Source organism: Pseudomonas putida (assembly GCF_003228315.1).
Classification (GTDB): Bacteria; Pseudomonadota; Gammaproteobacteria; order Pseudomonadales; family Pseudomonadaceae; genus Aquipseudomonas; species Aquipseudomonas putida_S.
Genome location: NZ_CP029693.1, coordinates 2,483,487 through 2,505,966 on the forward strand (window position 1 = coordinate 2,483,487; position 22,480 = coordinate 2,505,966).

Below are 22,480 nucleotides of genomic sequence, written 5' to 3' on the forward strand. Positions count from 1 at the left end.
AAAAAACGGTCATCAGCAATCGGTCAGGCGCAGGAAAATCGCCGCCAATTGCTCGATACCCGCCTGATCCTCGGTGGTAAAGCGCGCCAGTTTCGGGCTGTCGAGATCCAGTACACCGATCAGGCGACCGTCCTTGACCAGCGGCACCACGATTTCGCTGTTCGAAGCGCTGTCGCAGGCGATGTGCCCGGGAAACGCGTGAACATCTTCGACCAACTGGGTTTGCAAACTCGCCGCCGCCGTCCCGCACACCCCGCGACCGAAGGGAATCCGCACGCAGGCGATCTGCCCCTGGAACGGGCCAAGCACCAACTCTTCATTACGGTTGAGGTAGAAACCGGCCCAGTTCAGGTCTTCAAGCTGATTGAACAGGAACGCGGAAAATTGCGCGGCGTTGGCGATGAAATCCCGCTCGTCCGCCAGCAGCGACTCAAGCTGCGCATGCAGCAGGCCGTAGCCTTCGAGGCCCTCGCCGCTCTTTTGTAAATCGATCATGCCTTGTGCTCCAACAGTTTCAGCCCGACCCAATAGCGGGCAAATTGATACGCGCAACGTCCGTTGCGGTTGCCGCGCCCGGTAGCCCAGCGCACCGCGAGGATGTCCAGCTCTTCAGTGCGCTGCCACGCAAGGCCGGCCTTGTCGGCCAGCTGGCCGATCCAGTGTTCGACGACGTTGAGAAAGTGTTCCTGGGTAAACGGATAGAACGACAGCCACAGACCGAAGCGATCCGACAACGCAATCTTGTCTTCCACCGCTTCACTCGGGTGCAATTCGCCATCGACCCGTTTCCAGTTTTCGTTATCGCTTTCCTTTTCCGGCACCAGATGGCGACGGTTGGAAGTGGCGTACAGCAACACGTTGTCCGGTGCCTGTTCGAGGGAGCCGTCGAGTACGCTTTTGAGCACGCGATAATCACCCTCGCCTGACTCGAACGACAGGTCATCGCAGAACAACACGAAACGTTGCGGGAGTTTGGCGATCTGCTCGACGACCCGTGGCAAGTCGGCCAGGTGGTCGCGCTCGATCTCGATCAGACGCAAGCCCGCCTGGGCATGCTCGGCCAGCAACGCGCGGACCAGGGACGATTTCCCGGTACCGCGCGAACCCCAGAGCAAGGCGTGGTTGGCCGGCATGCCGTCGAGAAACTGTTGAGTGTTGCGGCCCAGTTGCTCCACCTGGCGATCGACGCCGATCAGGTCGGACAGACGCATGTCGAGGCTGACTTGCAGCGGCAGCAGAAAACCGCTGCGCCCTTCGCGCTGCCAGCGTGCCGCCAGGCAGGTTGTCCAGTCGATGGCTTGCCGAGGGGTGGGCAACAGCGGTTCGATACGGGCCAGAACCGCATCGGCGCGTTCAAGAAAAGCATTCAATCGGGAGTCCACGTCTTTTCCTCGGGCAAGTTCACAGTAATGATGGTGATACAGCGACAGCACACAACGCTTGATGCCCGGACAAAGCCCCGGTACAACGCCGGCTCAACGGCCCGCGATAACGTCGGCATCCATGCATGATCGGCTATGCTTGAGCAGCGAAGGGAAACGGAAGTGATCCAACACCCCATGGATATCAAATTCACCCACCGGCTGTCCTACAAGCAAGCCCGGCTTACCGTGCTGGTGGGGTTTATTCTCGGCACGCTGCTCAGCCTGCTGCAAATAGGCATCGATTATGCCAGCGAAGACGCCTCCATCAACCGTGAAATCCTGTCTTTGCTGGAAATCAGCCACAACCCCGCTTCACGCATCGCCTACAACATCGACGCCGAACTGGCTCAGGAACTGACCCTGGGCCTGCTGCGCTCACCGGCGATCATCGGCGCGAAACTGACCGACAACAACGGCAACGTGCTGGCCAACGTCAAACGCGCCGGCCAGCAAAGCGGCTATCGCGTGCTCAGCGACTTGCTGTTCGGTGCTGACCGGCGGTTCGAGGACCGCCTCTATCTGGACCATCTGCCCAACGAATCCCTCGGCGTTCTGCAACTTGATGTCGACACTTACTCCTTTGGTTATCGATTCCTGCGCCGCGCCGAAGTGACCCTGCTCAACGGCTTTGCCCGCAGCCTGATCCTGACCGGCATCCTGCTGGCGCTGTTCTACGTGATGCTGACCAAGCCGCTGGTGCGGGTGATCCGTGAACTCAGTGGCCGGGATTCGCGCAGCCTCGAACCGACGGCCCTGGAATGCCCACCGGGGCACGCCAACGATGAAATTGGTGTACTGGTGACCGTCGCCAACCAGCAATTCGAGAATGTCGCCACCGAAATCCAGCAACGACGCAACGCGGAAAACCGCCTGACCGATTACCTCAGCCAACTGGAAAACATCGTCTCGGCGCGCACCACCGAACTCAAGGCAATCAACGCCCGGCTCAGCCAATCCAATCAGGAGCTGGAAATGGCCCGCAGTACGGCCCTGGACATGGCCGAAGCGCGCTCCGTATTCCTGGCCAACATGAGCCACGAAATCCGTACCCCCCTCAACGGCCTGCTGGGGATGATCGCGCTGTCACTCGATGGGCCGTTGACTGCCGAGCAACAGCAACAGCTATCCATCGCCCACGACTCAGGCAAGGTGCTGGTGGAATTGCTCAACGATATTCTCGACCTGTCGAAATTCGATGCCGGCCAGCTCGAGCTCGAACATATTCCGTTCGACCTCGGCTCGCTGGTTGAAGACACCGCCAACCTGCTGTCGCAGAACGCCGCGCCAAGTGTCGAGCTGACCTGCCTGATCGATCCGCAGTTTCCGGCCCTGGTGCTCGGCGATCCGACCCGGGTGCGACAGATCGTCAGCAATCTGCTGTCCAATGCTCTCAAGTTCACCCGTTTCGGCCGGGTTGATGTGCGCCTGTCGACCTTCGGCGAGGGCGTCAGAATCGAAGTTTGCGACACCGGCATCGGCATTCCCCAGGACGCCCAGGTCAAGATCTTTCAACCCTTCACCCAGGCGGGCGCCGGGATTACCCGGCAATTCGGCGGTACGGGGCTGGGTCTGGCCCTGACCTACAACCTTTGCGAGGCCATGAAAGGCCGCCTCAGCATCAGTTCGGAAGCCGGTTTCGGCAGCCAGTTCTGTGCGGAACTGCCACTGCCCCGCCATACCCGGGCCGTCACACCGTCGCCCATGAGAGGCAAGGTGATTGCCATTACCTCCGCCAGCAGCGGTCTGTCTGAATTGCTGTCCAGCGTATTGCCCGGCTGGGGCGTGGAATATCAGCAGCGTTCTATTGATGACCCGCTGATCGGCCTGGATCCCGATGTGCTGATTACCGATTGCCCGGAATGCCTGTTCAACCTGCGCCCCGCCATCACCGCACCGATTTTGCTGGTGACCGCCTACGGCAGTTTCCTGCCCAGTGAACAGGTCAGCGAGCTCGCCCCCTTGCAACAACAGGCCCGCCCGCTGGCACGAAATGCGTTGTACCAGAACCTGCGGCGCGTCCTGCAGCCGGAGATGACGACGATCAATGAAACCCTGCTCGACACGCCGTCTGCGCAACGCCGCGCGCGGGTGCTGCTGGTCGAGGACAACCCGGTCAATCAACTGGTGGCAAAGGGCATGCTGGGCAAACTTGGCTGCGAGGTCATCGTTGCCGCCCATGGCGTCGAGGCGCTGGATCAGTTGGAAAACAGCGAGTTCGACCTGGTGTTGATGGACTGCAACATGCCGGTGATGGACGGTTATGAAGCGAGCCGGCAAATCCGTCGCAGCGGGCGCTGGCCACAACTGCCCATCGTTGCCCTGACCGCCAATGCCATGTCCGAGGAGCGCGAGCGTTGCCGCGCGGCGGGCATGAACGACTACCTGGCCAAACCTTTCCGACGCGAAGAGCTCGCTTCCTTGCTGGATATCTGGATCCCCGTCACGACAGCGCCTTGATTTGCCCCAACAGGTGATCCAGGCCATCGCGCAGCTCATTCAGGCGATCCAGATCCACGCCGCTGTCGCACAACAGCCGGGCCTTCAGCGGTCCGACCTGGTCGCGCAGTGCCAGGCCACTGGCAGACAAGCTCAAGTGCACCTCGCGCTCATCGCGCACCGAGCGTTGACGCTGCACCAGTTGCAGTTGCTCAAGACGCTTGAGCAATGGCGTCAGCGTCCCTGAGTCCAGCGCCAGGCGTTCGCCCAGGGCCTTGACGGTCGGCTGCTCCGGCACGGTGTCCTGCCACTCCCACAACACCAGCATCACCAGGTATTGCGGGTACGTCAGGCCCAGTTGGTCGAGCATCGGCTTGTAGGCCCGGATCACCGCCCGGGATGCAGCGTACAGCTTGAAGCACAGCTGACTGTCGAGGTTCAGCGAGTCGGCGGACAAGCTGCTCATTTGAGCAGCGCTTCGATCTCGCCGGCCAGGTCCTGCGGTTTGGTCGCCGGAGCGAATCGCTTGACCAGTTGGCCGTCCTTGCCGATCAGGAATTTGGTGAAGTTCCACTTGATGCCCTGGGAGCCCAGCACGCCAGGGGCACGCTTTTTCAGTTGCACGAACAGCGGATGGGCGCCGGTGCCGTTGACTTCGATCTTCTTGAACAGTGGGAAGCTGACGCCGTAGTTCAGTTCGCAGAACTCGCTGATGGCGCCTTCGTTGCCCGGCTCCTGCTTGCCGAACTGGTTGCAGGGGAAACCAAGAACCACCAGCCCCTGATCCTTGTAGGTCTGCCACAACTCTTCGAGGCCTTTGTATTGCGGAGTGAAACCGCATTTGCTGGCGGTGTTCACCACCAACACGGCTTTGCCGGCGAAGTCCGCCAGGGTCTTTTGCTCGCCTTTGATGGTCGTGCAAGGGATGCTCAGCAGGTTGTCGCTCATGGGAAATGCTCCGACTTGAAGGTATTGAGCCAAACATAGCGAGCAATTGAATTGTGTGCAATTTAAATTATCGGATTCCCAACCCAATGTAGGAGCGAGCCTGCTCGCGATGGTCGTCAACGATAACGCGGGGAGCCTGATGCCCCGCGTTGTTCTTTAGGCCATCGCGAGCAGGCTCGCTCCTACAGGGTTCGCATTATTTGCGTGGTACCAGGTCCAGGCACACCGAATTGATGCAGTAACGCAGACCGGTCGGCGGTGGACCATCAGGGAACACGTGACCCAGGTGCGCGTCGCATTTGCTGCAGACCACTTCGGTGCGGATCATGCCGTGGCTGACGTCACGGATTTCGGTCATGGCGCTGTCGCCAATCGGCGCATAGAAACTCGGCCAGCCGCAACCGGAATCGAACTTGGTTTTGGAGTCAAACAGCGGCTCGTTGCAGCAGATGCAGTGGTAGATACCGTCGACCTTGCTGTCGTTGTATTTACCGGAGAACGGGCGCTCGGTGCCCTTGAGGCGGCACACGTTGTACTGCTCGGGGTCGAGCATGGCTTTCCATTCTTCCAGGGTTTTTTCCAACTTTTCCATCATCACACCTCGGCGGCTGAAAAAGCCCGATCTGTACCTTTTCCACGGATCGGGCGGCACGTATGATTGCGCCTCGTCAAAACGCCAGTCTGGCAGCCGGACCACGCGCATTCAAACGGATTCTCAAGGCGTCAGGCCTGTGAGATTACGCAGGATTCCCAGAGCGGTTGTTCACACGCCGCCTGGATCGTTCATTTTCGGGAACACATCGCCATGCAGGTCAGCAAATCGAACAAGCTCGCCAACGTCTGCTATGACATTCGCGGCCCGGTGCTCAAGCACGCCAAACGCCTGGAAGAGGAAGGCCATCGCATCCTCAAGCTGAACATCGGCAACCCTGCGCCGTTTGGTTTCGAAGCGCCGGACGAAATCCTCCAGGACGTGATCCGCAACTTGCCGACCGCCCAGGGCTACAGCGATTCCAAGGGCCTGTTCAGCGCGCGCAAGGCCGTCATGCAGTACTACCAGCAGAAGCAGGTCGAGGGTGTCGGCATTGAAGACATCTACCTGGGCAACGGTGTTTCCGAGCTGATCGTGATGTCGATGCAAGCCCTGCTCAACAACGGCGACGAAGTGCTGGTGCCAGCGCCGGACTACCCGTTGTGGACCGCCGCCGTGAGCCTGTCGGGCGGCAATCCGGTGCATTACCTGTGCGACGAACAGGCCAACTGGTGGCCGGACCTGGCTGACATCAAGGCCAAGATCACGCCGAACACCAAGGCGCTGGTGATCATCAACCCGAACAACCCGACCGGCGCGGTGTACTCCAAGGAAGTCCTGCTGGGCATGCTGGAGCTGGCGCGCCAGCACAACCTGGTAGTGTTCTCCGACGAGATCTACGACAAGATCCTGTACGACGACGCCGTGCACATCTGCACCGCCTCCCTGGCCCCGGACCTGCTGTGCCTGACCTTCAACGGCCTGTCCAAATCCTATCGCGTAGCCGGTTTCCGTTCCGGCTGGATCGCCATCTCCGGGCCGAAACACCACGCCCAGAGCTATATCGAAGGCATCGACATGCTGGCCAACATGCGCCTGTGCGCCAACGTGCCGAGCCAGCATGCGATCCAGACCGCACTGGGTGGTTATCAGAGCATCAATGATCTGGTGCTGCCGCCAGGGCGACTGCTTGAACAGCGCAACCGCACCTGGGAATTGCTCAATGACATTCCGGGCGTCAGCTGCGTCAAACCAATGGGTGCGCTGTATGCGTTCCCGCGCATCGATCCGAAAGTCTGCCCGATTCACAACGACGAGAAGTTCGTCCTCGACCTGCTGCTCTCCGAAAAGCTGCTGATCGTGCAGGGTACGGCGTTCAACTGGCCTTGGCCGGACCACTTCCGCGTCGTCACCTTGCCGCGAGTGGATGACCTGGAAATGGCCATCGGACGCATTGGGAACTTCCTCAAGTCCTATCGTCAGTAACTGACCCGTCACCGTGCGACGCCTCCCCTGTCGCACGGTGATTCATTCAGCAACATATGCTTACGCCCCGCCGTCTTACCCCTCGACTTAAAGCCTGTCGATCGTACGCACCCAACAAGCGCAGGGTTTGGGACGAGTGTCGACACGCGACCTCTTCCCCGGCAAACCTCGGAAATGTCCTGCAAGCAGCTAAGCTGTTGCTGTAGGACACAGTTTGAAATAGTCACTCGGTTGAATACCCCGGTGCATCACCTTATATACCCCGCAGTACGCTACATCTTAAGCAAAAGGAGATTTCTACAACCATGATGCGCATCCTGCTGTTCTTGGCCACTAACCTTGCGGTCGTGCTGATTGCCAGCATCACCCTGAGCCTTTTCGGCTTCAACGGGTTCATGGCGGCCAACGGGGTTGATCTGAACCTCAATCAGCTGCTGATTTTCTGTGCGGTCTTTGGTTTCGCCGGTTCCCTGTTCTCGCTGTTCATCTCCAAGTGGATGGCGAAGATGAGCACCAGCACGCAGATCATCACCCAACCACGTACTCGTCACGAGCAATGGCTGCTGCAAACCGTCGAGCAACTGTCCCGTGAAGCCGGGATCAAGATGCCCGAAGTCGGGATTTTCCCGGCCTACGAGGCAAACGCCTTCGCCACCGGCTGGAACAAGAACGATGCTCTGGTCGCGGTCAGCCAGGGCTTGCTCGAACGTTTTTCTCCGGATGAGGTGAAAGCTGTTCTGGCCCACGAAATCGGCCACGTGGCCAATGGCGACATGGTGACCCTGGCGCTGATCCAGGGCGTGGTGAACACCTTCGTGATGTTCTTTGCACGGATCATCGGCAACTTCGTCGACAAGGTGATCTTCAAGAATGAAGAAGGCCAGGGCATGGCCTACTACGTGGCAACCATCTTTGCCGAACTGGTCCTGGGTATCCTGGCCAGTGCCATCGTCATGTGGTTCTCGCGCAAACGGGAATTCCGCGCCGATGAAGCCGGAGCCAACCTGGCCGGCACCGCCGCAATGATTGGCGCCTTGCAGCGCCTGCGTGCGGAACAGGGTCTGCCAGTGCACATGCCCGACACCCTGAACGCCTTTGGCATCAACGGTGGCATCAAACAGGGGCTGGCACGCATGTTCATGAGCCACCCGCCGCTGGAAGAGCGCATCGATGCACTGGCGCGTCGCCGGGGCTGAATAGCTCAGGAGTAAACAAGAAGGCCCGCAGCGATGCGGGCCTTTTTATTTATCTGTTGATTAGGGGGTGATCACTCTCGCCCCTTCGCGAGCAGGCTCGCTCCCACAGGGGCTGTGCGAAACACAAATCCAATGTGGGAGCGAGCCTGCTCGCGAAGGGCCAGAACAATCAACGCCAATCAGCGACTGGAAACCCGATAAACCCGCTCTTCAAGCCGCGTTACACCAGCCTCCAGAAACTTCCCGCTCTCGCTCAGGACATCCTGGTCCTCAAGCACCTTCAACACCCACGAAGCTGCAAACAACCGCTGCACTTCATCATCGAGCACGGCAAATGGCGGTCCGGGCATTTGTTCCTGGTCGTAATCGAGCGTGATCAACAGCCCACTGGACTCCCTGGGCAATATCCGTTTCAAATGCTCCGCATAGCGCTCGCGCATCGCCTGCGGCAATGCAATCAGCGCGGCACGGTCATAAAGCGCGGAGCAATCAGCCACATCACCGGCAGTCAGCGCAAAGAAATCCCCGCACCACAGCTCAATCGAACCTGCCCGGTAGACCTTGAACGGCCCCTGTTCGCTGATGGCGGGATCGAAGCCATGTTCGGCGAAGAAATCCTCCACGGCTTTCTCCGACAGCTCGATTCCCAGGACTTCATGCCCCTGATGAGCCAGCCACAACAGATCCAGGCTCTTGCCACACAGCGGCACCAACACCCGAGCCCCGTCCTCCAGATCCAGCTGTTGCCAGAACCGTTTCAGATGAGGGTTCACATGCGGCAGGTGAAAACCGATCTGATTCGACGCCCATTTCTTGTGCCAAAACTCCGGCTGCATAATTAACCTCAAAATTCGATCAAAACACCCTAAAACTTATATTAGATTTAGATCAATGATCTGACTGAAGATGGTGCATCTTAACTCTCAGGAGCGCATTCATGTTCCCCAGCCTGTACATATCCCATGGCTCCCCGATGCTGGCCCTGGAACCCGGAGCCAGCGGGCCGGCTCTCGCCCGTCTCGCGGCGCAAATGCCGAAGCCCAAAGCCATCGTGATTGTTTCCGCGCACTGGGAGAGCCATGAGTTGCTGGTCAGCGCCAATCCCAGACCCGAGACCTGGCACGACTTCGGGGGTTTTCCAAGAGCACTGTTCGAAGTGCAGTACCCCGCGCCCGGCAACCCACAGCTCGCCGCCGAAGTCGTCGAACTGCTTGGCGCCGCAGAACTGCCTGCCCGTCTCGACCCTCAGCGGCCATTCGACCATGGCGTCTGGGTGCCGCTGAAATTGATGTATCCACAGGCCGATATTCCGATTGTCCAGGTGTCCCTGCCGACCCGCGGCGGCCCTGCCTTGCAAACCCGTGTCGGGCATGCGCTAAACAGCCTGCGCGGCCATGACGTGCTGCTGATCGGCTCGGGCAGCATTACCCACAACCTGCGGGAGCTGGACTGGCACGCCGGACCGGAGACTGTCGAACCCTGGGCCAAGGTGTTTCGCGACTGGATGATAGAAAAGCTGGCGGCCAATGATGAAGCGGCCTTGCATGACTATCGCCAGCAAGCGCCAAACGCGGTGCGTAACCACCCCAGCGACGAGCATTTGCTGCCGCTGTACTTTGCCCGTGCCGCAGGGGGAGATTTCAGCGTGGCCCACAAGGGATTCACCATGGGCGCGCTGGGGATGGATATCTACCGTTTCGGCTGATCTTTTCAGGGCAAAAAAAATCCCCGAACCAGTCGGGGATTTTTTATGCTCGATCAATCAGCCCGAAAGCGGATCAATCTTCGCGGTAGCGACGCAGTTTCAGCTGCTTACCGGCAACGCGAGTGTCCTTCAGCTTGGTCAGCAACTTCTCCAGGCCATCTTCCGGCAGCTCGACGAGGCTGAAGCTGTCACGCACCTGGATGCGACCGATGGCTTCACGCGCCAGGCCACCTTCGTTGAGGATGGCGCCCAGCAGGTTCTTGGCAGCGATGCCATCACGCGCACCCAGCGCGGTACGGCAGCGAGCACGACCTTCGGCCAGCGGCATCGGAGCACGACGCTCGCGGTCACCACGCTCAGGACGATCACCGGAACGCTCTGGACGATCACCACGTGGCGCGCTGTTCGGCACCAGTGGACGCTCTTTCTCGATAGCGGCCAGGTTCAACGCTTGACCGTTGGTTGCCTTGCGCAGCAGGGCGGCGGCCAGGGCACGTGGGCTGCAACCGATGTCGGCGGTCAGGCGATCAAGCAGATCACCGTGGGTCGACTCGGCGTCAGCTACCAGCGGCGACAGGCTGTTGGTCAGTTTCTTGATGCGAGCATCCAGAACGGCTTGAGCGTCCGGCAGGCGAACTTCAGCAACCTTCTGACCGGTAACACGCTCGATCACTTGCAGCATGCGGCGCTCACGTGGAGTCACCAGCAGCAGCGCACGACCTTCGCGACCGGCACGGCCGGTACGGCCGATACGGTGAACGTAGGATTCCGGATCGTACGGCATGTCAACGTTGAATACGTGAGTGATGCGCGGTACGTCCAGGCCACGGGCAGCAACGTCGGTCGCCACAACGATGTCCAGACGGCCATCCTTGAGGGAGTCGATCACGCGCTCACGCTGGTTCTGGGCAATGTCACCGTTCAGCGCAGCGGCTTTGTAGCCTTTGGCTTCCAGGGCGCTGGCCAGGTCCAGGGTCGCTTGTTTGGTACGCACGAACATGATCAGCGCATCGAAATCTTCCACTTCCAGCAAGCTGAGAACGGCAGAAGTCTTCTGGTCAGCGTGAACCAGCAGGTGAGCCTGCTCGATCGCGGTAACGGTCTGGGTCTTGCTCTGGATCTTCACGTGCTTCGGATCGCGCAGGTGGCGCTCGGCGATGGCACGGATCGACTGCGGCAAGGTGGCCGAGAACAATACGGTCTGACGGGTTTCCGGCATGGCCTTGAAGATGACTTCCAGGTCGTCCATGAAGCCCAGCTTGAGCATTTCGTCTGCTTCGTCGAGAACCAGGTGGTTCACGGTCTGCAGCACTTTTTCGTCGCGACGCAGGTGGTCGCACAGACGGCCCGGAGTGGCGACAACGATCTGTGCGCCATTACGGATTGCTTTCAATTGTGGGCCCATCGGCGCGCCGCCGTAGACAGCCACAACAGTCACGCCCGGCATTTGCTTGGCGTAGGTTTCGAAAGCGGTTGCAACTTGCAGCGCCAACTCACGGGTTGGGGCCAGGATCAGAGCTTGCGGCTCGCGCTTGGACGGATCAATGCGGTGCAGGATAGGCAGGGCAAAGGCAGCGGTTTTACCGGTACCGGTTTGCGCCTGACCAATCATATCGTGACCGGCGAGGATGATCGGGATCGACTGCTGCTGAATGGCCGAAGGCTCTTCATAGCCGGTAGCGACTACTGCAGCGACAATATTGGGATGAAGTTCAAGAGCGGCGAAGCCGCCGATTTCCTGGGTCATGGGTCTGCCTCTAAGTGCATCCGCAAAGACCCATGCTCCAAAGCTGCGCATGCCGTGTTGAGACTCAAGAGTCGCCCTGGCAGCTTTGTCGGCGGGGATTTGCGAAAACGAATGAATGAAAAGAATCGTCAAGGAAGAGTTCGCAGAGCGAACGTGCAACCGAAGTTGACTTCGGGGAATTGCGCTACCTAAACGCGGCCCGGTTAAAGACCGGCGCGCACTATACCGGAATTTGCCGAAAAAGGGAGCTTTTTTTAACGGGAAACTCCCGCGCATGGCGTTCTGTCACACGCTTTGCGGATAGTCGTGCCAGCGACTATTTTTCAAAGGCCCTGCCCTGCCGGGCGCAGCGCTAAAACGGTTCACCCGGAACGCGCGAACCGCCGGTCCGACTCCCCCTTTCCGCCTGAGGAAATGCTCCATGAAAGAGCTCGACGCCAGCCGTGTGAGCCGTGAAAAACGCGGTCATGTCCTGTTGATCGGCCTGGATCGGGTCGCCAAGCGCAACGCCTTCGACATGGACCTGCTCAACGGATTGAGCCTGGCCTACGGCGAGTTCGAAGCCGACAGCGAGGCAAGGGTGGCGGTGGTCTTCGGTCATGGTGAGCATTTCACCGCCGGCCTGGATCTGGCGAGCGCCAGCGCGGCCCTGAGCGAAGGCTGGCAGGCACCGCCCGGCGGCTGCGATCCGTGGGGCGTATTTGCCGGCCCCAGGGTCAGCAAACCGGTGATCGTCGCCGCCCAGGGCTACTGCCTGACCATTGGCATCGAACTGATGCTGGCCGCCGATATCAACCTCTGCGCCAGCAACACCCGCTTCGCCCAGATGGAAGTGCAGCGCGGCATTTTTCCCTTCGGCGGCGCCACCTTGCGATTGCACCAGGTGGCCGGGTGGGGCAATGCCATGCGCTGGATGCTGACCGGTGATGAGTTCGATGCCCACGACGCCTTGCACCTGGGTCTGGTGCAGGAAGTCATGGCCAGCGAGGATTTGCTGCCACGGGCGATCGAGCTGGCCGAGCGAATTGCCCGACAAGCACCGCTGGGGGTTCAGGCCACCTTGATGTCCGCGCGGCAAGCACGCTATGAAGGGGAAACCGCCGCAGCCCAGGGGTTGCCGGCGCTGGTGAAGAAATTGCTGAGCAGTGAAGATGCGCGGGAGGGGGTTCGGTCGCTGGTGGAGCGGCGGCCCGGGGTTTTCAAGGGTTGTTGAGGTTTGCATCGATAGAGATATCGCAATCGCGGGCAAGCCTTGCTCCTACAGGTTTTGTGTCATGCTCAGACAGAGTGAGCGACACAAAACCTGTAGGAGCAAGGCTTGCCCGCGATGACGCCTGACCAGACAACAACTCAAGTAGCTGGGCGAATCGCCTTGATCAACGCTTCCAATGAATACCCCAACCGCGGCGCCAGCGCTTCGGCCCGAGCAATCAGCCCTTGCATGTCCAACTCCTGATCCAGCTCCGAAGGCACGATCAGGATCACGTTGCCCTCCTTCACCGGCAACTCCCAGTAATGCCGGTGATAGAGCCCGCGCAGCAACGCGGCGCCCAACGGCTTGCCATCGTCGGTGGCCCATTGGTTGATCACCAGCCAGCCACCCGGGGTCAGGCGTTTCTGGCAGTTCTCCAGGAAGGTCCAGGCCAGATGCCCGACGCCCGGACCGACATCGGTGTAAAGGTCGACGAAAATCAGGTCCGCAGGCTCGGCGGTGTCGAGCAACTCCAGGGCATCACCAACACGAATGTACAGACGCGGATCGTCATCCAGACCAAGGTATTCGATCGCCAGGCGCGGCACATCGGGACGCAGCTCGATGGCTTCGACATCTTCCAGCGGCAGGAACTTGAGGCAGGCCTGGGTCAGCGTGCCGGCACCAAGCCCGAGGAACAGCGCGCTTTCCGGTTGTTCGTGGCACAGCGCACCGATCAGCATCGCCCGGGTGTAATCGTATTCGAGCCAGCTCGGGTCGGCGGTGAACACACAGCTTTGCTCGATGGCGTCTCCGAATTCGAGAAAACGGTAATCGGCCACTTCCAGCACACGAATCACGCCAAATTCGTCCTGCACCTCGGCGAGCAAATGCTCGACGCGCTCCTCAGTCATTTCGTCTCCTGATCGTCACCCTGCACTCAATTTAAAAAGCGGCGACGTGATAGCACCGCGAACAGGGCGCGGCAAAGGCGCGATTGTCCGCCAAGCGTCGGGAGCAGGTCACGCACTAATTGCTGATAACATGGCGATCCGAGCGTAAAACAATAGAGACCGTGATGAGCCAACCCTGGAGCCCTGACAGCTGGCGCGCCCTGCCGATCCAGCAACAACCCCAATACCCCGATGCGGCGCATTTGCAGCACGTCGAGCAGACCCTGGCCAGTTATCCGCCGCTGGTGTTTGCCGGTGAAGCCCGGGAATTGCGCCGTCAGTTTGCCGAAGTGACCCAGGGTCGCGCGTTTCTGTTGCAGGGCGGCGATTGCGCCGAAAGCTTCGCCGAGTTCTCCGCCGCGAAAATCCGCGACACCTTCAAGGTGCTGCTGCAAATGGCGATTGTCATGACCTTTGCCGCCGGGTGCCCGGTGGTCAAGGTCGGACGCATGGCCGGGCAATTTGCCAAGCCGCGCTCGGCCAATGACGAAACCATCGACGGCGTGACCCTGCCGGCCTACCGGGGCGATATCGTCAACGGCATCGGTTTCGACGAAAAAAGCCGCGTGCCGGACCCGGAGCGCCTGCTGCAGTCCTATCACCAGTCCACCGCCACCCTGAACCTGTTGCGCGCCTTCGCCCAGGGCGGTTTTGCCGACCTGCATCAGGTGCACAAGTGGAATCTGGATTTCATCGCCAACTCCGCGCTGGCCGAGAAATACAGCCACCTGGCCGATCGCATCGATGAAACCCTGGCGTTCATGCGCGCCTGCGGCATGGACAGTTCGCCGCAACTGCGCGAGACCAGTTTCTTCACCGCCCACGAAGCGCTGCTGTTGAACTACGAAGAAGCCTTCGTGCGTCGCGACAGCCTGACCAACGATTACTACGACTGCTCGGCCCATATGCTGTGGATCGGCGACCGCACCCGTCAGCTCGACGGCGCCCACGTCGAATTCCTGCGCGGGGTGAACAACCCGATCGGGGTCAAGGTCGGCCCGAGCATGAACACCGACGACCTGATCCGCCTGATCGACATTCTCAACCCGGAAAACGATCCGGGCCGTCTGAACCTGATTGCGCGGATGGGTGCGAACAAGGTCGGCGATCACTTGCCGCAACTGATTCGCGCCGTGCAGCGTGAAGGCAAGCAAGTGCTGTGGAGTTCGGACCCGATGCACGGCAACACCATCAAGGCCAGCAGCGGCTACAAGACCCGGGATTTCGCGCAGATTCTTGGTGAAGTGAAGCAGTTCTTCCAGGTTCACCAGGCGGAAGGCAGCTATGCCGGCGGCATCCATATCGAGATGACCGGGCAGAACGTGACCGAATGTATCGGCGGTGCGCGACCGATTACCGAGGATGGCTTGTCGGATCGCTATCACACCCATTGCGACCCGCGGATGAATGCGGATCAGTCGCTGGAGCTGGCGTTTTTGATTGCCGAGACACTGAAGCAGGTTCGGCGCTAAATATCAGTGCCCCTATCGCGAGCAAGCTTTGCTCCTACAGATTGTGATGCGCACAACTTGTAGGAGCAAAGCTTGCTCGCGATGGCGCAGGTTCAGGCACCATCAATATTGGCCAATGCCACCCTCAATTTCACCGCACTCGCCCTCGGGCAATTCAACTGCACCCGCTCCAACCCCAACCAATCCGCCATCCGCCGCAAATTGACCGCCAGCGCCAGCATCCCTTCCTCATCCAGCCCCAGCTCCTCCTCATGCACCGCATGCACCGCCAACTGCCCGGCAGCCCGTTCCGCACGTAAATCGACCCGCGCGGCAATCCGTTCGTTGTGCAGGAACGGCAACACGTAATAGCCATACACCCGCTTGTGCTGCGGCGTGTAAATCTCCAGCCGATAACGAAAATCGAACAGGCGCTCGGTGCGGCTGCGCTCCCAGACCAGCGAATCGAAAGGCGAAAGCAACGCACTGGCCGCCACCTTGCGCGGTGGACTGGCGTCGGGCCGGCAATACGCCGGTTGCCGCCAGCCCTGAACTTCACACATCTGCATCTCGCCCGCCTCGACCAGTTCCTCAAGACGAGGTCGACTGTCCGCAGGATTCAACCGAAAGTAGTCACGCAGGTCTTTCTCGGTCCCCACGCCCAGGGCGGTCACGGCATGCAACAGCAACCCGCGCTGGGCCTCGGGCTCGCTGAGCTGCGGTTGCGTCAGGATCGCCGAGGGAATCACCCGCTCCGGCAGATCATAGAGCCGCTCGAACCCGCGCCGACCGGCGACGGTCACTTCACCGGCGGCGAACAGCCATTCCAGAGCGTGCTTTTCCGCGCTCCAGTCCCACCAGGGTCCGGCCCGTTCCTGCCGCGTCGACAGGCTGCTGGCACCCAGCGCGCCCTGCTCCTGAACGCAGGCCAAGACCCGGTGAATCGTGTCCTGCTGCTCACGGCCGAAACGCGCCAGCTGTTGATAAATGTCTTCGCCGCGCATTGCGCGCTGCATGCGCCAACGCATCATCGGGTACAGCGACAGGGGCATCAGCGAGGCCTCATGGCCCCAGTACTCGAATAAAGTGCGACGTCGACCCTGACTCCAGGCCGCCTGGTCGAGCAGATCACTGGGATAATTGCCGAGACGGGAAAACAGCGGAAGGTAGTGCGAGCGCACCAGTGCATTGACGGAATCAATCTGCAGAATGCCCAGCCGGTCGATCAGCCGGTTGAGTTGAAGCGCCTTGATCGTCGCCGGCGGCTGGCGCCCGTTGAATCCCTGGGCGGCCAGCGCCAGACGCCGAGCCTGTTTGAGAGATAAGGACTGTGTTGCGGGCATGAGCATCTCCTTGTCTGCTCGCAACCTACCTCACCGGAAGTTGGTTTGTGTAGTTGTCGGTCACTCATTTATGCATTGGGTCGTTCCAGAATGGCTTGACCGACTCGAACTCCACATCCGCCCGACTCATACCGATGTCCTTCAACGCTTCGTCGCTCAGGCTTGCCAGCAGTTCGCGCTCGCGATGCAGCTCGTACCAGCGACTGACCTTGTGCAGCAGGTCGGAAATCAGATGAACCGAGTGTTTTTCCGCAGCGTGAAACTCATGTTGACCTTTCATCTTGTTGCCCTCCGTTTGGATGGCTCCAGTCTCTCGCCGGGTCTAAGATCAATCCAACAAATGTTTCTGATGGCAACCATCTCGGAGATTGATACATGTCGAGCTACCCGACTATCGATACCGAAGTGCTGCGCACCTTCGTCGCGATCGCCGACCAGGGTGGCTTTACCCGCGCCGGCGAACTGGTGCATCGCACCCAGTCGGCCGTCAGCATGCAGATGAAACGACTGGAGGAGGACGTGTTGCAGCGCCAGTTGTTCCAGCGTGACGGCCGACAAGTGCGGCTTACCGCCGAAGGCCAGGTGCTGCTGGGCTACGCACGGCGCATCCTCAAACTGCACAGTGAAGTGTTCAATACCTTGCGCGAACCGGACATGATCGGGACGGTGCGCATCGGTACGCCAGACGATTATGTGATGCGCTTCCTGCCCGGCATCCTGCGGCGCTTTGCCCAGTCCTACCCGCTGATCCAGATCGAGGTGCACTGCGAATCATCCAAACAATTGCTGATGCGCCAGGACCTCGACCTGTCGATCGTCACCCGCGAGCCAGGCAGCGAAATCGGCCAGTTGTTGCGCAAGGAGCGTTTTGTCTGGGCCGAGGCGCAGTGCTACAGCGCCCATGAGCAAACACCCTTGCCGCTGGCAATGTTCAATAGTGATTGTTTCTGCCGGATGTGGGCCTGCAATGCGCTGGATGCGATCGGCCGCGACTACCGCGTGGCCTACAACAGTGACAGCCTGTCGGCGATCATGGCGGTGGTCAGCGCCGGCCTTGCGGTGACCGCGCAACTGGAAAGCCTGATCACCCCCGACATGCGCATCCTCGGTGAAGCCGAAGACCTGCCCGTCTTGCCCGAGGCCAGCATCATGCTGGTGCGTAATCTGCACAACCCGTCGCCCATCACCGAATGCCTGGCCGAACATATCGTCGACGGTTTCAAACTTTAAAGGCGAGCATCACCGCGCAAAGCACCAGAAAGCCGCAGAACAGCGCACGCAGCAGGCGCTCGGGCATGGCATGGGCGACCTTCACGCCCCAACTGATGCTCAGCAGGCCGCCGATGGCCAGTGGTACACCAATCATCCAGTCCACCTGATGGTGCGCGGCATAGGTGACCAGGGTGACGCCGGTACTGGGTAACGCCAGGGCCAGCGACAGGCCTTGGGCAACCACTTGCGTGGTGCCGAACAGGCTGGTCAACACAGGCGTCGCCACGACCGCCCCGCCGACGCCAAACAACCCGCCCATGGTGCCGGACGCGGCCCCCAGAACGCCCAGCCATGGCCACGAATATTTCATCTGTGCCGACGCCGGTGTACGGGCGCCGAACATGCGCACCAGGTTGTAAGCCGAAAGGGCGACAAGGAACGCAACGAAGCCGATACGCATGGTTTGCGCGTCAATTCCCACGGCCCAGATCGAACCAAACCAGGCAAAACAGAAGCCCATGGAGGCCAGAGGCAGGGCATGACGCATTTCGATGCGATTGCGCTGGTGATAGCGCCAGAGCGCCAGCATGACGTTAGGCACCACCATGACCAATGCCGTGCCTTGAGCGATCTGCTGATCCAGACCGAACAAGACGCCCAGCAGCGGGATGGCAATCAGGCCGCCGCCGATGCCAAAGATACCGCCCAGGGTGCCCAGGGCTGCGCCAAAAACCAGATACATCAAAAACTCAATCACGGCATTTTTCTCGTCAGGTGATGGCATTCATCCTACGCAGTTGGTTATAGCGGGGAAACGCACAGCAACGCACAATGGCTGTGCCAAACTCGCACAAGCAAAGAGCGCGACATGAATCCCAACCAACTGACCGATCAACTCGGGCTGTTTCTTGATGTACTGGAAACCGGCAGCTTTTCCGCGGCCTCGCGGCGCCATCCGCTCACGCCTTCGGCGGTGGCGCGGCGGATCGACAGCCTCGAAAGTGCCGTCGGCAGCCAGTTGTTCATTCGCAGCACCCACGCGGTTCGCGCCACGCCCGCGGGACTGGCCTTTGCCGAGCGGGCGCGGAGAATTGTCGAAGAACTGCGCCTGGCCCGGGCCGAGGCGGTGTCCCTGAGCAGCGCACCCGAGGGCTTGATTCGGGTGGATGCGCCGGCGGCGTTCGGTCGACGGCACCTGGCACCGGTGATCGCCGACTTCCTGGTGCTCTACCCCGGCCTTGATGTGCAACTGCACCTGATCGACAGTTTTGTCGATATGCAGGGCCTGAACCTGGGCAAGGTCGATCTGGTGCTGCGCGCCGGGCAATTGGCCGATACCCGGCTGGTGGCTACGCCTCTGGCGAGCATCGTGCGTATCGCCTGTGCGAGCCCGGACTATCTGCGGCGTCGGGGCATGCCGAACGATCCAGCGCAGCTCATCGAACACGACGGCGTCGACTGGGATGGCCTGGCCCCGCCCTTTGCCTGGCGCTTCGAGCGTGAGGGGCAGATGCAACTGCATCGTCCGTCGCGCATCCGCATGAGCGCCAACAACGCCGAAGCCCTGGTTTTTGGCGCACTGGCCGGGCTGGGCGTTGCGCACTTGCCGACCTGGCTGGCCAGCGAATATCTGTTGCGCGGCGAACTGTTGCCCCTGTTTTGCGAAAACGGCCTGCCCAAGCCGGAATGCGCCGGGATCTATGCCCTGCGCCTGGAACAACAAGCCGTTGCCCGCAGCCGTTTGTTGCTTGAATACCTGAAAACCCGATTCAGCCCGATCCCGCCGTGGGACCTGGTGCTGCAGTCTCATCTGAACCGCCACTAGTCCGGAATTGTCTGGCGCATTAAAGATTTGCCCGCTAGATTCATGACGATCACTGATCAAGGCTATGAAATGACCACCGAACGCGACACCCCGGATAACTGCGACGGCCTGCTGCTGGACAACCAGGCCTGCTTCGCCCTGCATTCCACTTCGCTGATGATGACCAAGGTCTACAAGCCCCTGTTGCAGGCTCTGGGCCTGACTTATCCACAGTATCTGGCGATGATGGTGCTGTGGGAACAGGACGGTTTGACGGTAGGCGAAATCAGCGCACGACTGCTGACCGATCCCGGCTCGCTCACGCCGCTGCTCAAGCGCCTGGAAGCCGAAGGATTGCTCAGCCGCACCCGAAGCCGCGAAGACGAGCGCGTGGTGATTGTCGAACTCACCGAAGAAGGTCGCGGCTTGCGAGACAAGGCGCGGGGAATTCCTCAATGCATCCTCGGCGCCAGCGGCATGACGCTGGAGCGATTGCAGGCGCTGCAGGCGGAACTGCAAGAGCTGCGTCGGCATCTGCAGGACAGTCTCTGACCCACATCTCCCTGTAGGAGCGAGCCCTGCTCGCGATGGTGGCCAACGATAACGCGGGGAGCCTGACTCACCTCTGCGTTTTCAGGTTTTTCGCGAGCAGGCTCGCTCCTACAGTTTCTACCGTCGGTGAAAAAATTCTGCTGCCGACGATCTCGCCTGAACAGCTCTAACTCAATACTTCCAACCCCATCAGGTAGACCCGTAGCAAGTCAGTTTCGAATTTTCTCGAAAAAATATCTTGCGCACTAAACATTAGCGCGATACATTTATTTCGCACTCAGTTAGCGCGCAAATATTTAGCGCAAAATCAATCAAACCCGAACGAGGCTTTCACCATGCAAACTCTCTACACCGCAATCGCAACTTCCACCGGTGGCCGTGACGGTCGTGCGATTTCCAGTGACAACATTCTCGACGTCAAACTCGCCACCCCGAAAGAACTCGGCGGTGCCGGCGGTGCGGCGACCAACCCTGAGCAACTGTTCGCTGCCGGCTACTCGGCCTGCTTCATCGGCGCCCTGAAGTTCGTCGCCAGCCAGACCAAACGCAGCATTCCGAGCGACGCCTCGATCACTGCCCATGTCGGCATCGGCCAGATCCCTGGCGGTTTCGGTCTGGACATCGATCTGCACATCAGCCTGCCGGGCCTCGAACAAGCCGATGCGCAAAGCCTGGTCGACGCAGCCCACCAGGTCTGCCCGTACTCCAACGCCACCCGCGGTAACGTCGATGTGCGCCTGCACGTGACCGTCTAAGCCACGTCGTCCAAGCCAAGCCGTCCAACCAGGCCCGAACAGGAAATGAACATGAACACTTTCAGCAAAGTCTTGACCGGTACCCTTCTCGCTCTGTCCGTCCACAGTGCATTCGCCGGCGACGTTGAACACAACACCCAGGCCTTTCTCGACGTGTTGAACGCCGGCACCGGCAAACCGATGGAACAGATGACACCCAAGGATGCCCGCGCCGTGCTGGTGGGCGCGCAGTCGGGGGTGAAGCTGACGCTGCCAAAAGCGGATGTCAGCCAGAAGACCATCCAGGTCGATGGCCAACCGCTGGACCTGACCATCGTCCGGCCAGCCGGGGTCAAGGGCGAGTTGCCGGTGTTCATGTTCTTCCACGGTGGCGGCTGGGTATTAGGCGATTTCCCGACCCACGAGCGGCTGGTTCGTGACCTGGTGGCGGGTTCGGGTGCAGCGGCGGTTTTCGTCAACTACACCCCGTCGCCGGAAGCGCACTACCCGGTGGCGATCAACCAGGCTTACGCCGCGACCAAATGGGTGGCCGAGCACGGTAAAGAGATCAACGTCGATGGCAAGCGCCTGGCCGTGGCCGGCAACAGCGTTGGCGGCAACATGGCGGCGGTGGTCGCGCTGATGGCCAAAGACAAAGGCACCCCGGCGATCAAATTCCAGGTACTGCTGTGGCCGGTGACCGATGCCAACTTCGACACCGGTTCCTATAACCAGTTTGCCGAGGGGCACTTCCTCACTCGCAACATGATGAAGTGGTTCTGGGACAACTACACCACAGACGCCAAGCAACGTAACGAGATCTACGCCTCGCCGTTGCGGGCAACCCCTGCGCAACTCAAGGGCCTGCCACCGGCACTGGTGCAGACAGCCGAAGCCGACGTTCTGCGCGATGAAGGTGAAGCCTACGCTCGCAAACTCGACGAAGCCGGTGTGCCGGTGACCTCGGTTCGCTACAACGGCATGATCCACGACTACGGCTTGCTCAACGTGGTGAGCCAGGTGCCGGCGGTTCGTTCGGCGATGCTGCAGGCGTCGGAAGAGCTTAAGCAACATCTGAAGAAATAACGCAGTACCCCTGTAGGAGCGAGCCTGCTCGCTCCTACAGGGGCAGGTGTTCGTTCAGGCACAAAAAAGCCCGACTCAATGGTCGGGCTTTTTCATTCCTCAAGCAGTGCTTATTTCGCACGGCCTTTGTAGGAACCGCCTTCGCGGGTATCGATTTCGATCATGTCGTCGATTTCGATGAAGTCAGCAACCGACAGCTCGGTACCGTTCTTCAGTTTGGCAGGCTTCATGACCTTGCCGGAAGTGTCGCCGCGAGCGGAACCTTCGGTGTAGGCAACCTGACGCACGATAGTGGTCGGCAGCTCTACGGAAACCAGACGGCCTTCGAAGAACACGGCTTCGCAAACGTCGGTCATGCCTTCTTCGATGAACGGCAGAACGGCTTCGATGTCTTCGGCGTTCAGCTCGTACATGGTGTAGTCGGTGGTGTCCATGAACGTGTAGGAGTCACCGCTGATGAACGACAGGGTCGCTTCTTTGCGATCCAGGATCACGTCGTCCAGCTTGTCGTCCGCACCGTAAACGGTTTCGGTCTTGTAGCCGGTCAGCAGGTTCTTCAGCTTGGTCTTCATGATCGCGCTGTTACGGCCCGACTTGGTGAATTCAGCTTTTTGAACCAGCCATGGATCGTTGTCGATACGCAGCACGGTACCGGGTTTGAGTTCTTTACCAGTTTTCAT

Annotated in this window: 23 protein-coding genes; 11 read left to right on the forward strand and 12 right to left on the reverse strand. The window is 60.1% G+C overall.

Annotated elements, in window-relative coordinates:
- Positions 1 to 12: 12 nt before the first annotated feature.
- On the reverse strand, positions 13 to 495 hold the full coding sequence (locus DKY63_RS11285) for a GAF domain-containing protein (protein WP_110964169.1): 483 nt from the start codon (positions 493 to 495) through the stop codon (positions 13 to 15).
- Positions 492 to 1,382 carry an ATP-binding protein gene (locus DKY63_RS11290; protein WP_110964170.1) on the reverse strand — a complete coding sequence of 297 codons (891 nt, stop codon included), beginning with the start codon at positions 1,380 to 1,382 and terminating at the stop codon, positions 492 to 494. Before DKY63_RS11290 ends, DKY63_RS11285 begins: the two co-directional genes overlap by 4 nt.
- A 177-nt stretch (positions 1,383 to 1,559) precedes the next feature.
- On the opposite strand from DKY63_RS11290, the gene DKY63_RS11295 reads away from it, so the two are divergent.
- Entirely contained in the window at positions 1,560 to 3,881 is a 2,322-nt protein-coding gene (locus DKY63_RS11295; RefSeq protein WP_275428114.1) for a hybrid sensor histidine kinase/response regulator, read from the forward strand.
- Here the strand turns inward: DKY63_RS11295 and DKY63_RS11300 are convergent.
- From DKY63_RS11300 to msrB, 3 genes are all read right to left on the reverse strand, one after another.
- Positions 3,865 to 4,326, reverse strand: a complete 462-nt coding sequence (locus DKY63_RS11300) for a MarR family winged helix-turn-helix transcriptional regulator (protein ID WP_110964172.1) — start codon at positions 4,324 to 4,326, stop codon at positions 3,865 to 3,867. The genes DKY63_RS11295 and DKY63_RS11300 overlap by 17 nt on opposite strands.
- A complete protein-coding gene (locus DKY63_RS11305; protein WP_110964173.1) occupies positions 4,323 to 4,808 on the reverse strand; it encodes a glutathione peroxidase in 486 nt (161 codons plus the stop codon). Before DKY63_RS11305 ends, DKY63_RS11300 begins: the two co-directional genes overlap by 4 nt.
- 196 nt (positions 4,809 to 5,004) lie before the next feature.
- Positions 5,005 to 5,400, reverse strand: coding sequence for a peptide-methionine (R)-S-oxide reductase MsrB (gene msrB / locus DKY63_RS11310; RefSeq protein ID WP_110964174.1), 396 nt, complete (start codon positions 5,398 to 5,400; stop codon positions 5,005 to 5,007).
- Positions 5,401 to 5,613: 213 nt separating this feature from the next.
- Here msrB and DKY63_RS11315 point away from each other — a divergent pair, with 213 nt between their 5' ends.
- Together DKY63_RS11315 and htpX are read left to right on the forward strand one after the other, a co-directional pair.
- Positions 5,614 to 6,825, forward strand: a complete 1,212-nt coding sequence (locus DKY63_RS11315; RefSeq protein ID WP_110964175.1) for a pyridoxal phosphate-dependent aminotransferase — start codon at positions 5,614 to 5,616, stop codon at positions 6,823 to 6,825.
- Between the two features lie 305 nt (positions 6,826 to 7,130).
- The gene (gene htpX, locus DKY63_RS11320) at positions 7,131 to 8,021 is read left to right on the forward strand and encodes a protease HtpX (RefSeq protein WP_110964176.1); all 891 of its coding nucleotides are present in this window, start codon (positions 7,131 to 7,133) and stop codon (positions 8,019 to 8,021) included.
- 179 nt (positions 8,022 to 8,200) lie between these two features.
- On the opposite strand, the gene DKY63_RS11325 is transcribed toward htpX, so the two are convergent.
- Complete coding sequence (locus tag DKY63_RS11325) at positions 8,201 to 8,857, reverse strand: thiopurine S-methyltransferase (protein WP_110964177.1); 657 nt, start codon at positions 8,855 to 8,857, stop codon at positions 8,201 to 8,203.
- A 101-nt stretch (positions 8,858 to 8,958) separates the two neighbouring features.
- Between DKY63_RS11325 and DKY63_RS11330 the strand changes: the two genes are divergently transcribed.
- A complete protein-coding gene (locus tag DKY63_RS11330) occupies positions 8,959 to 9,726 on the forward strand; it encodes a DODA-type extradiol aromatic ring-opening family dioxygenase (RefSeq protein WP_110964178.1) in 768 nt (255 codons plus the stop codon).
- A 73-nt stretch (positions 9,727 to 9,799) separates the two neighbouring features.
- Here the strand turns inward: DKY63_RS11330 and DKY63_RS11335 are convergent, their stop codons facing one another.
- A complete protein-coding gene (locus DKY63_RS11335; protein ID WP_110964179.1) occupies positions 9,800 to 11,473 on the reverse strand; it encodes a DEAD/DEAH box helicase in 1,674 nt (557 codons plus the stop codon).
- Between the two features lie 421 nt (positions 11,474 to 11,894).
- On the opposite strand from DKY63_RS11335, the gene DKY63_RS11340 reads away from it, so the two are divergent.
- On the forward strand, positions 11,895 to 12,686 hold the full coding sequence (locus tag DKY63_RS11340) for a crotonase/enoyl-CoA hydratase family protein (protein ID WP_110964180.1): 792 nt from the start codon (positions 11,895 to 11,897) through the stop codon (positions 12,684 to 12,686).
- 137 nt (positions 12,687 to 12,823) lie between these two features.
- Here the strand turns inward: DKY63_RS11340 and DKY63_RS11345 are convergent, their stop codons facing one another.
- A complete protein-coding gene (locus tag DKY63_RS11345) occupies positions 12,824 to 13,579 on the reverse strand; it encodes a spermidine synthase (RefSeq protein WP_110964181.1) in 756 nt (251 codons plus the stop codon).
- A gap of 164 nt (positions 13,580 to 13,743) precedes the next feature.
- On the opposite strand from DKY63_RS11345, the gene DKY63_RS11350 reads away from it, so the two are divergent.
- Entirely contained in the window at positions 13,744 to 15,090 is a 1,347-nt protein-coding gene (locus tag DKY63_RS11350; protein ID WP_110964182.1) for a class II 3-deoxy-7-phosphoheptulonate synthase, read from the forward strand.
- A gap of 92 nt (positions 15,091 to 15,182) precedes the next feature.
- Here the strand turns inward: DKY63_RS11350 and DKY63_RS11355 are convergent, their stop codons facing one another.
- Both DKY63_RS11355 and DKY63_RS11360 read right to left on the reverse strand, forming a co-directional pair.
- The gene (locus DKY63_RS11355) at positions 15,183 to 16,412 is read right to left on the reverse strand and encodes a winged helix-turn-helix domain-containing protein (protein ID WP_110964183.1); all 1,230 of its coding nucleotides are present in this window, start codon (positions 16,410 to 16,412) and stop codon (positions 15,183 to 15,185) included.
- 64 nt (positions 16,413 to 16,476) lie between these two features.
- The gene (locus tag DKY63_RS11360; protein WP_110964184.1) at positions 16,477 to 16,692 is read right to left on the reverse strand and encodes a DUF1127 domain-containing protein; all 216 of its coding nucleotides are present in this window, start codon (positions 16,690 to 16,692) and stop codon (positions 16,477 to 16,479) included.
- Positions 16,693 to 16,787: 95 nt separating this feature from the next.
- Here DKY63_RS11360 and DKY63_RS11365 point away from each other — a divergent pair, with 95 nt between their 5' ends.
- Positions 16,788 to 17,642, forward strand: coding sequence for a LysR substrate-binding domain-containing protein (locus DKY63_RS11365; RefSeq protein WP_110964185.1), 855 nt, complete (start codon positions 16,788 to 16,790; stop codon positions 17,640 to 17,642).
- Here the strand turns inward: DKY63_RS11365 and DKY63_RS11370 are convergent.
- Positions 17,632 to 18,366 carry a sulfite exporter TauE/SafE family protein gene (locus tag DKY63_RS11370; RefSeq protein ID WP_110964186.1) on the reverse strand — a complete coding sequence of 245 codons (735 nt, stop codon included), beginning with the start codon at positions 18,364 to 18,366 and terminating at the stop codon, positions 17,632 to 17,634. The genes DKY63_RS11365 and DKY63_RS11370 overlap by 11 nt on opposite strands.
- A gap of 126 nt (positions 18,367 to 18,492) precedes the next feature.
- Here DKY63_RS11370 and DKY63_RS11375 point away from each other — a divergent pair, with 126 nt between their 5' ends.
- The 4 genes from DKY63_RS11375 (at position 18,493) to DKY63_RS11390 (ending at position 21,800) form a co-directional block, all read left to right on the forward strand.
- Positions 18,493 to 19,449, forward strand: a complete 957-nt coding sequence (locus tag DKY63_RS11375; RefSeq protein ID WP_110964187.1) for a LysR family transcriptional regulator — start codon at positions 18,493 to 18,495, stop codon at positions 19,447 to 19,449.
- Between the two features lie 69 nt (positions 19,450 to 19,518).
- Positions 19,519 to 19,980, forward strand: a complete 462-nt coding sequence (locus tag DKY63_RS11380) for a MarR family winged helix-turn-helix transcriptional regulator (protein WP_110967903.1) — start codon at positions 19,519 to 19,521, stop codon at positions 19,978 to 19,980.
- 335 nt (positions 19,981 to 20,315) lie between these two features.
- A complete protein-coding gene (locus DKY63_RS11385) occupies positions 20,316 to 20,735 on the forward strand; it encodes an organic hydroperoxide resistance protein (RefSeq protein WP_110964188.1) in 420 nt (139 codons plus the stop codon).
- Between the two features lie 51 nt (positions 20,736 to 20,786).
- A complete protein-coding gene (locus tag DKY63_RS11390) occupies positions 20,787 to 21,800 on the forward strand; it encodes an alpha/beta hydrolase (RefSeq protein WP_110964189.1) in 1,014 nt (337 codons plus the stop codon).
- A gap of 110 nt (positions 21,801 to 21,910) precedes the next feature.
- On the opposite strand, the gene DKY63_RS11395 is transcribed toward DKY63_RS11390, so the two are convergent.
- Positions 21,911 to 22,480: an elongation factor P gene (locus tag DKY63_RS11395; RefSeq protein WP_110964190.1), complete on the reverse strand. Its 570-nt coding sequence runs from the start codon at positions 22,478 to 22,480 to the stop codon at positions 21,911 to 21,913.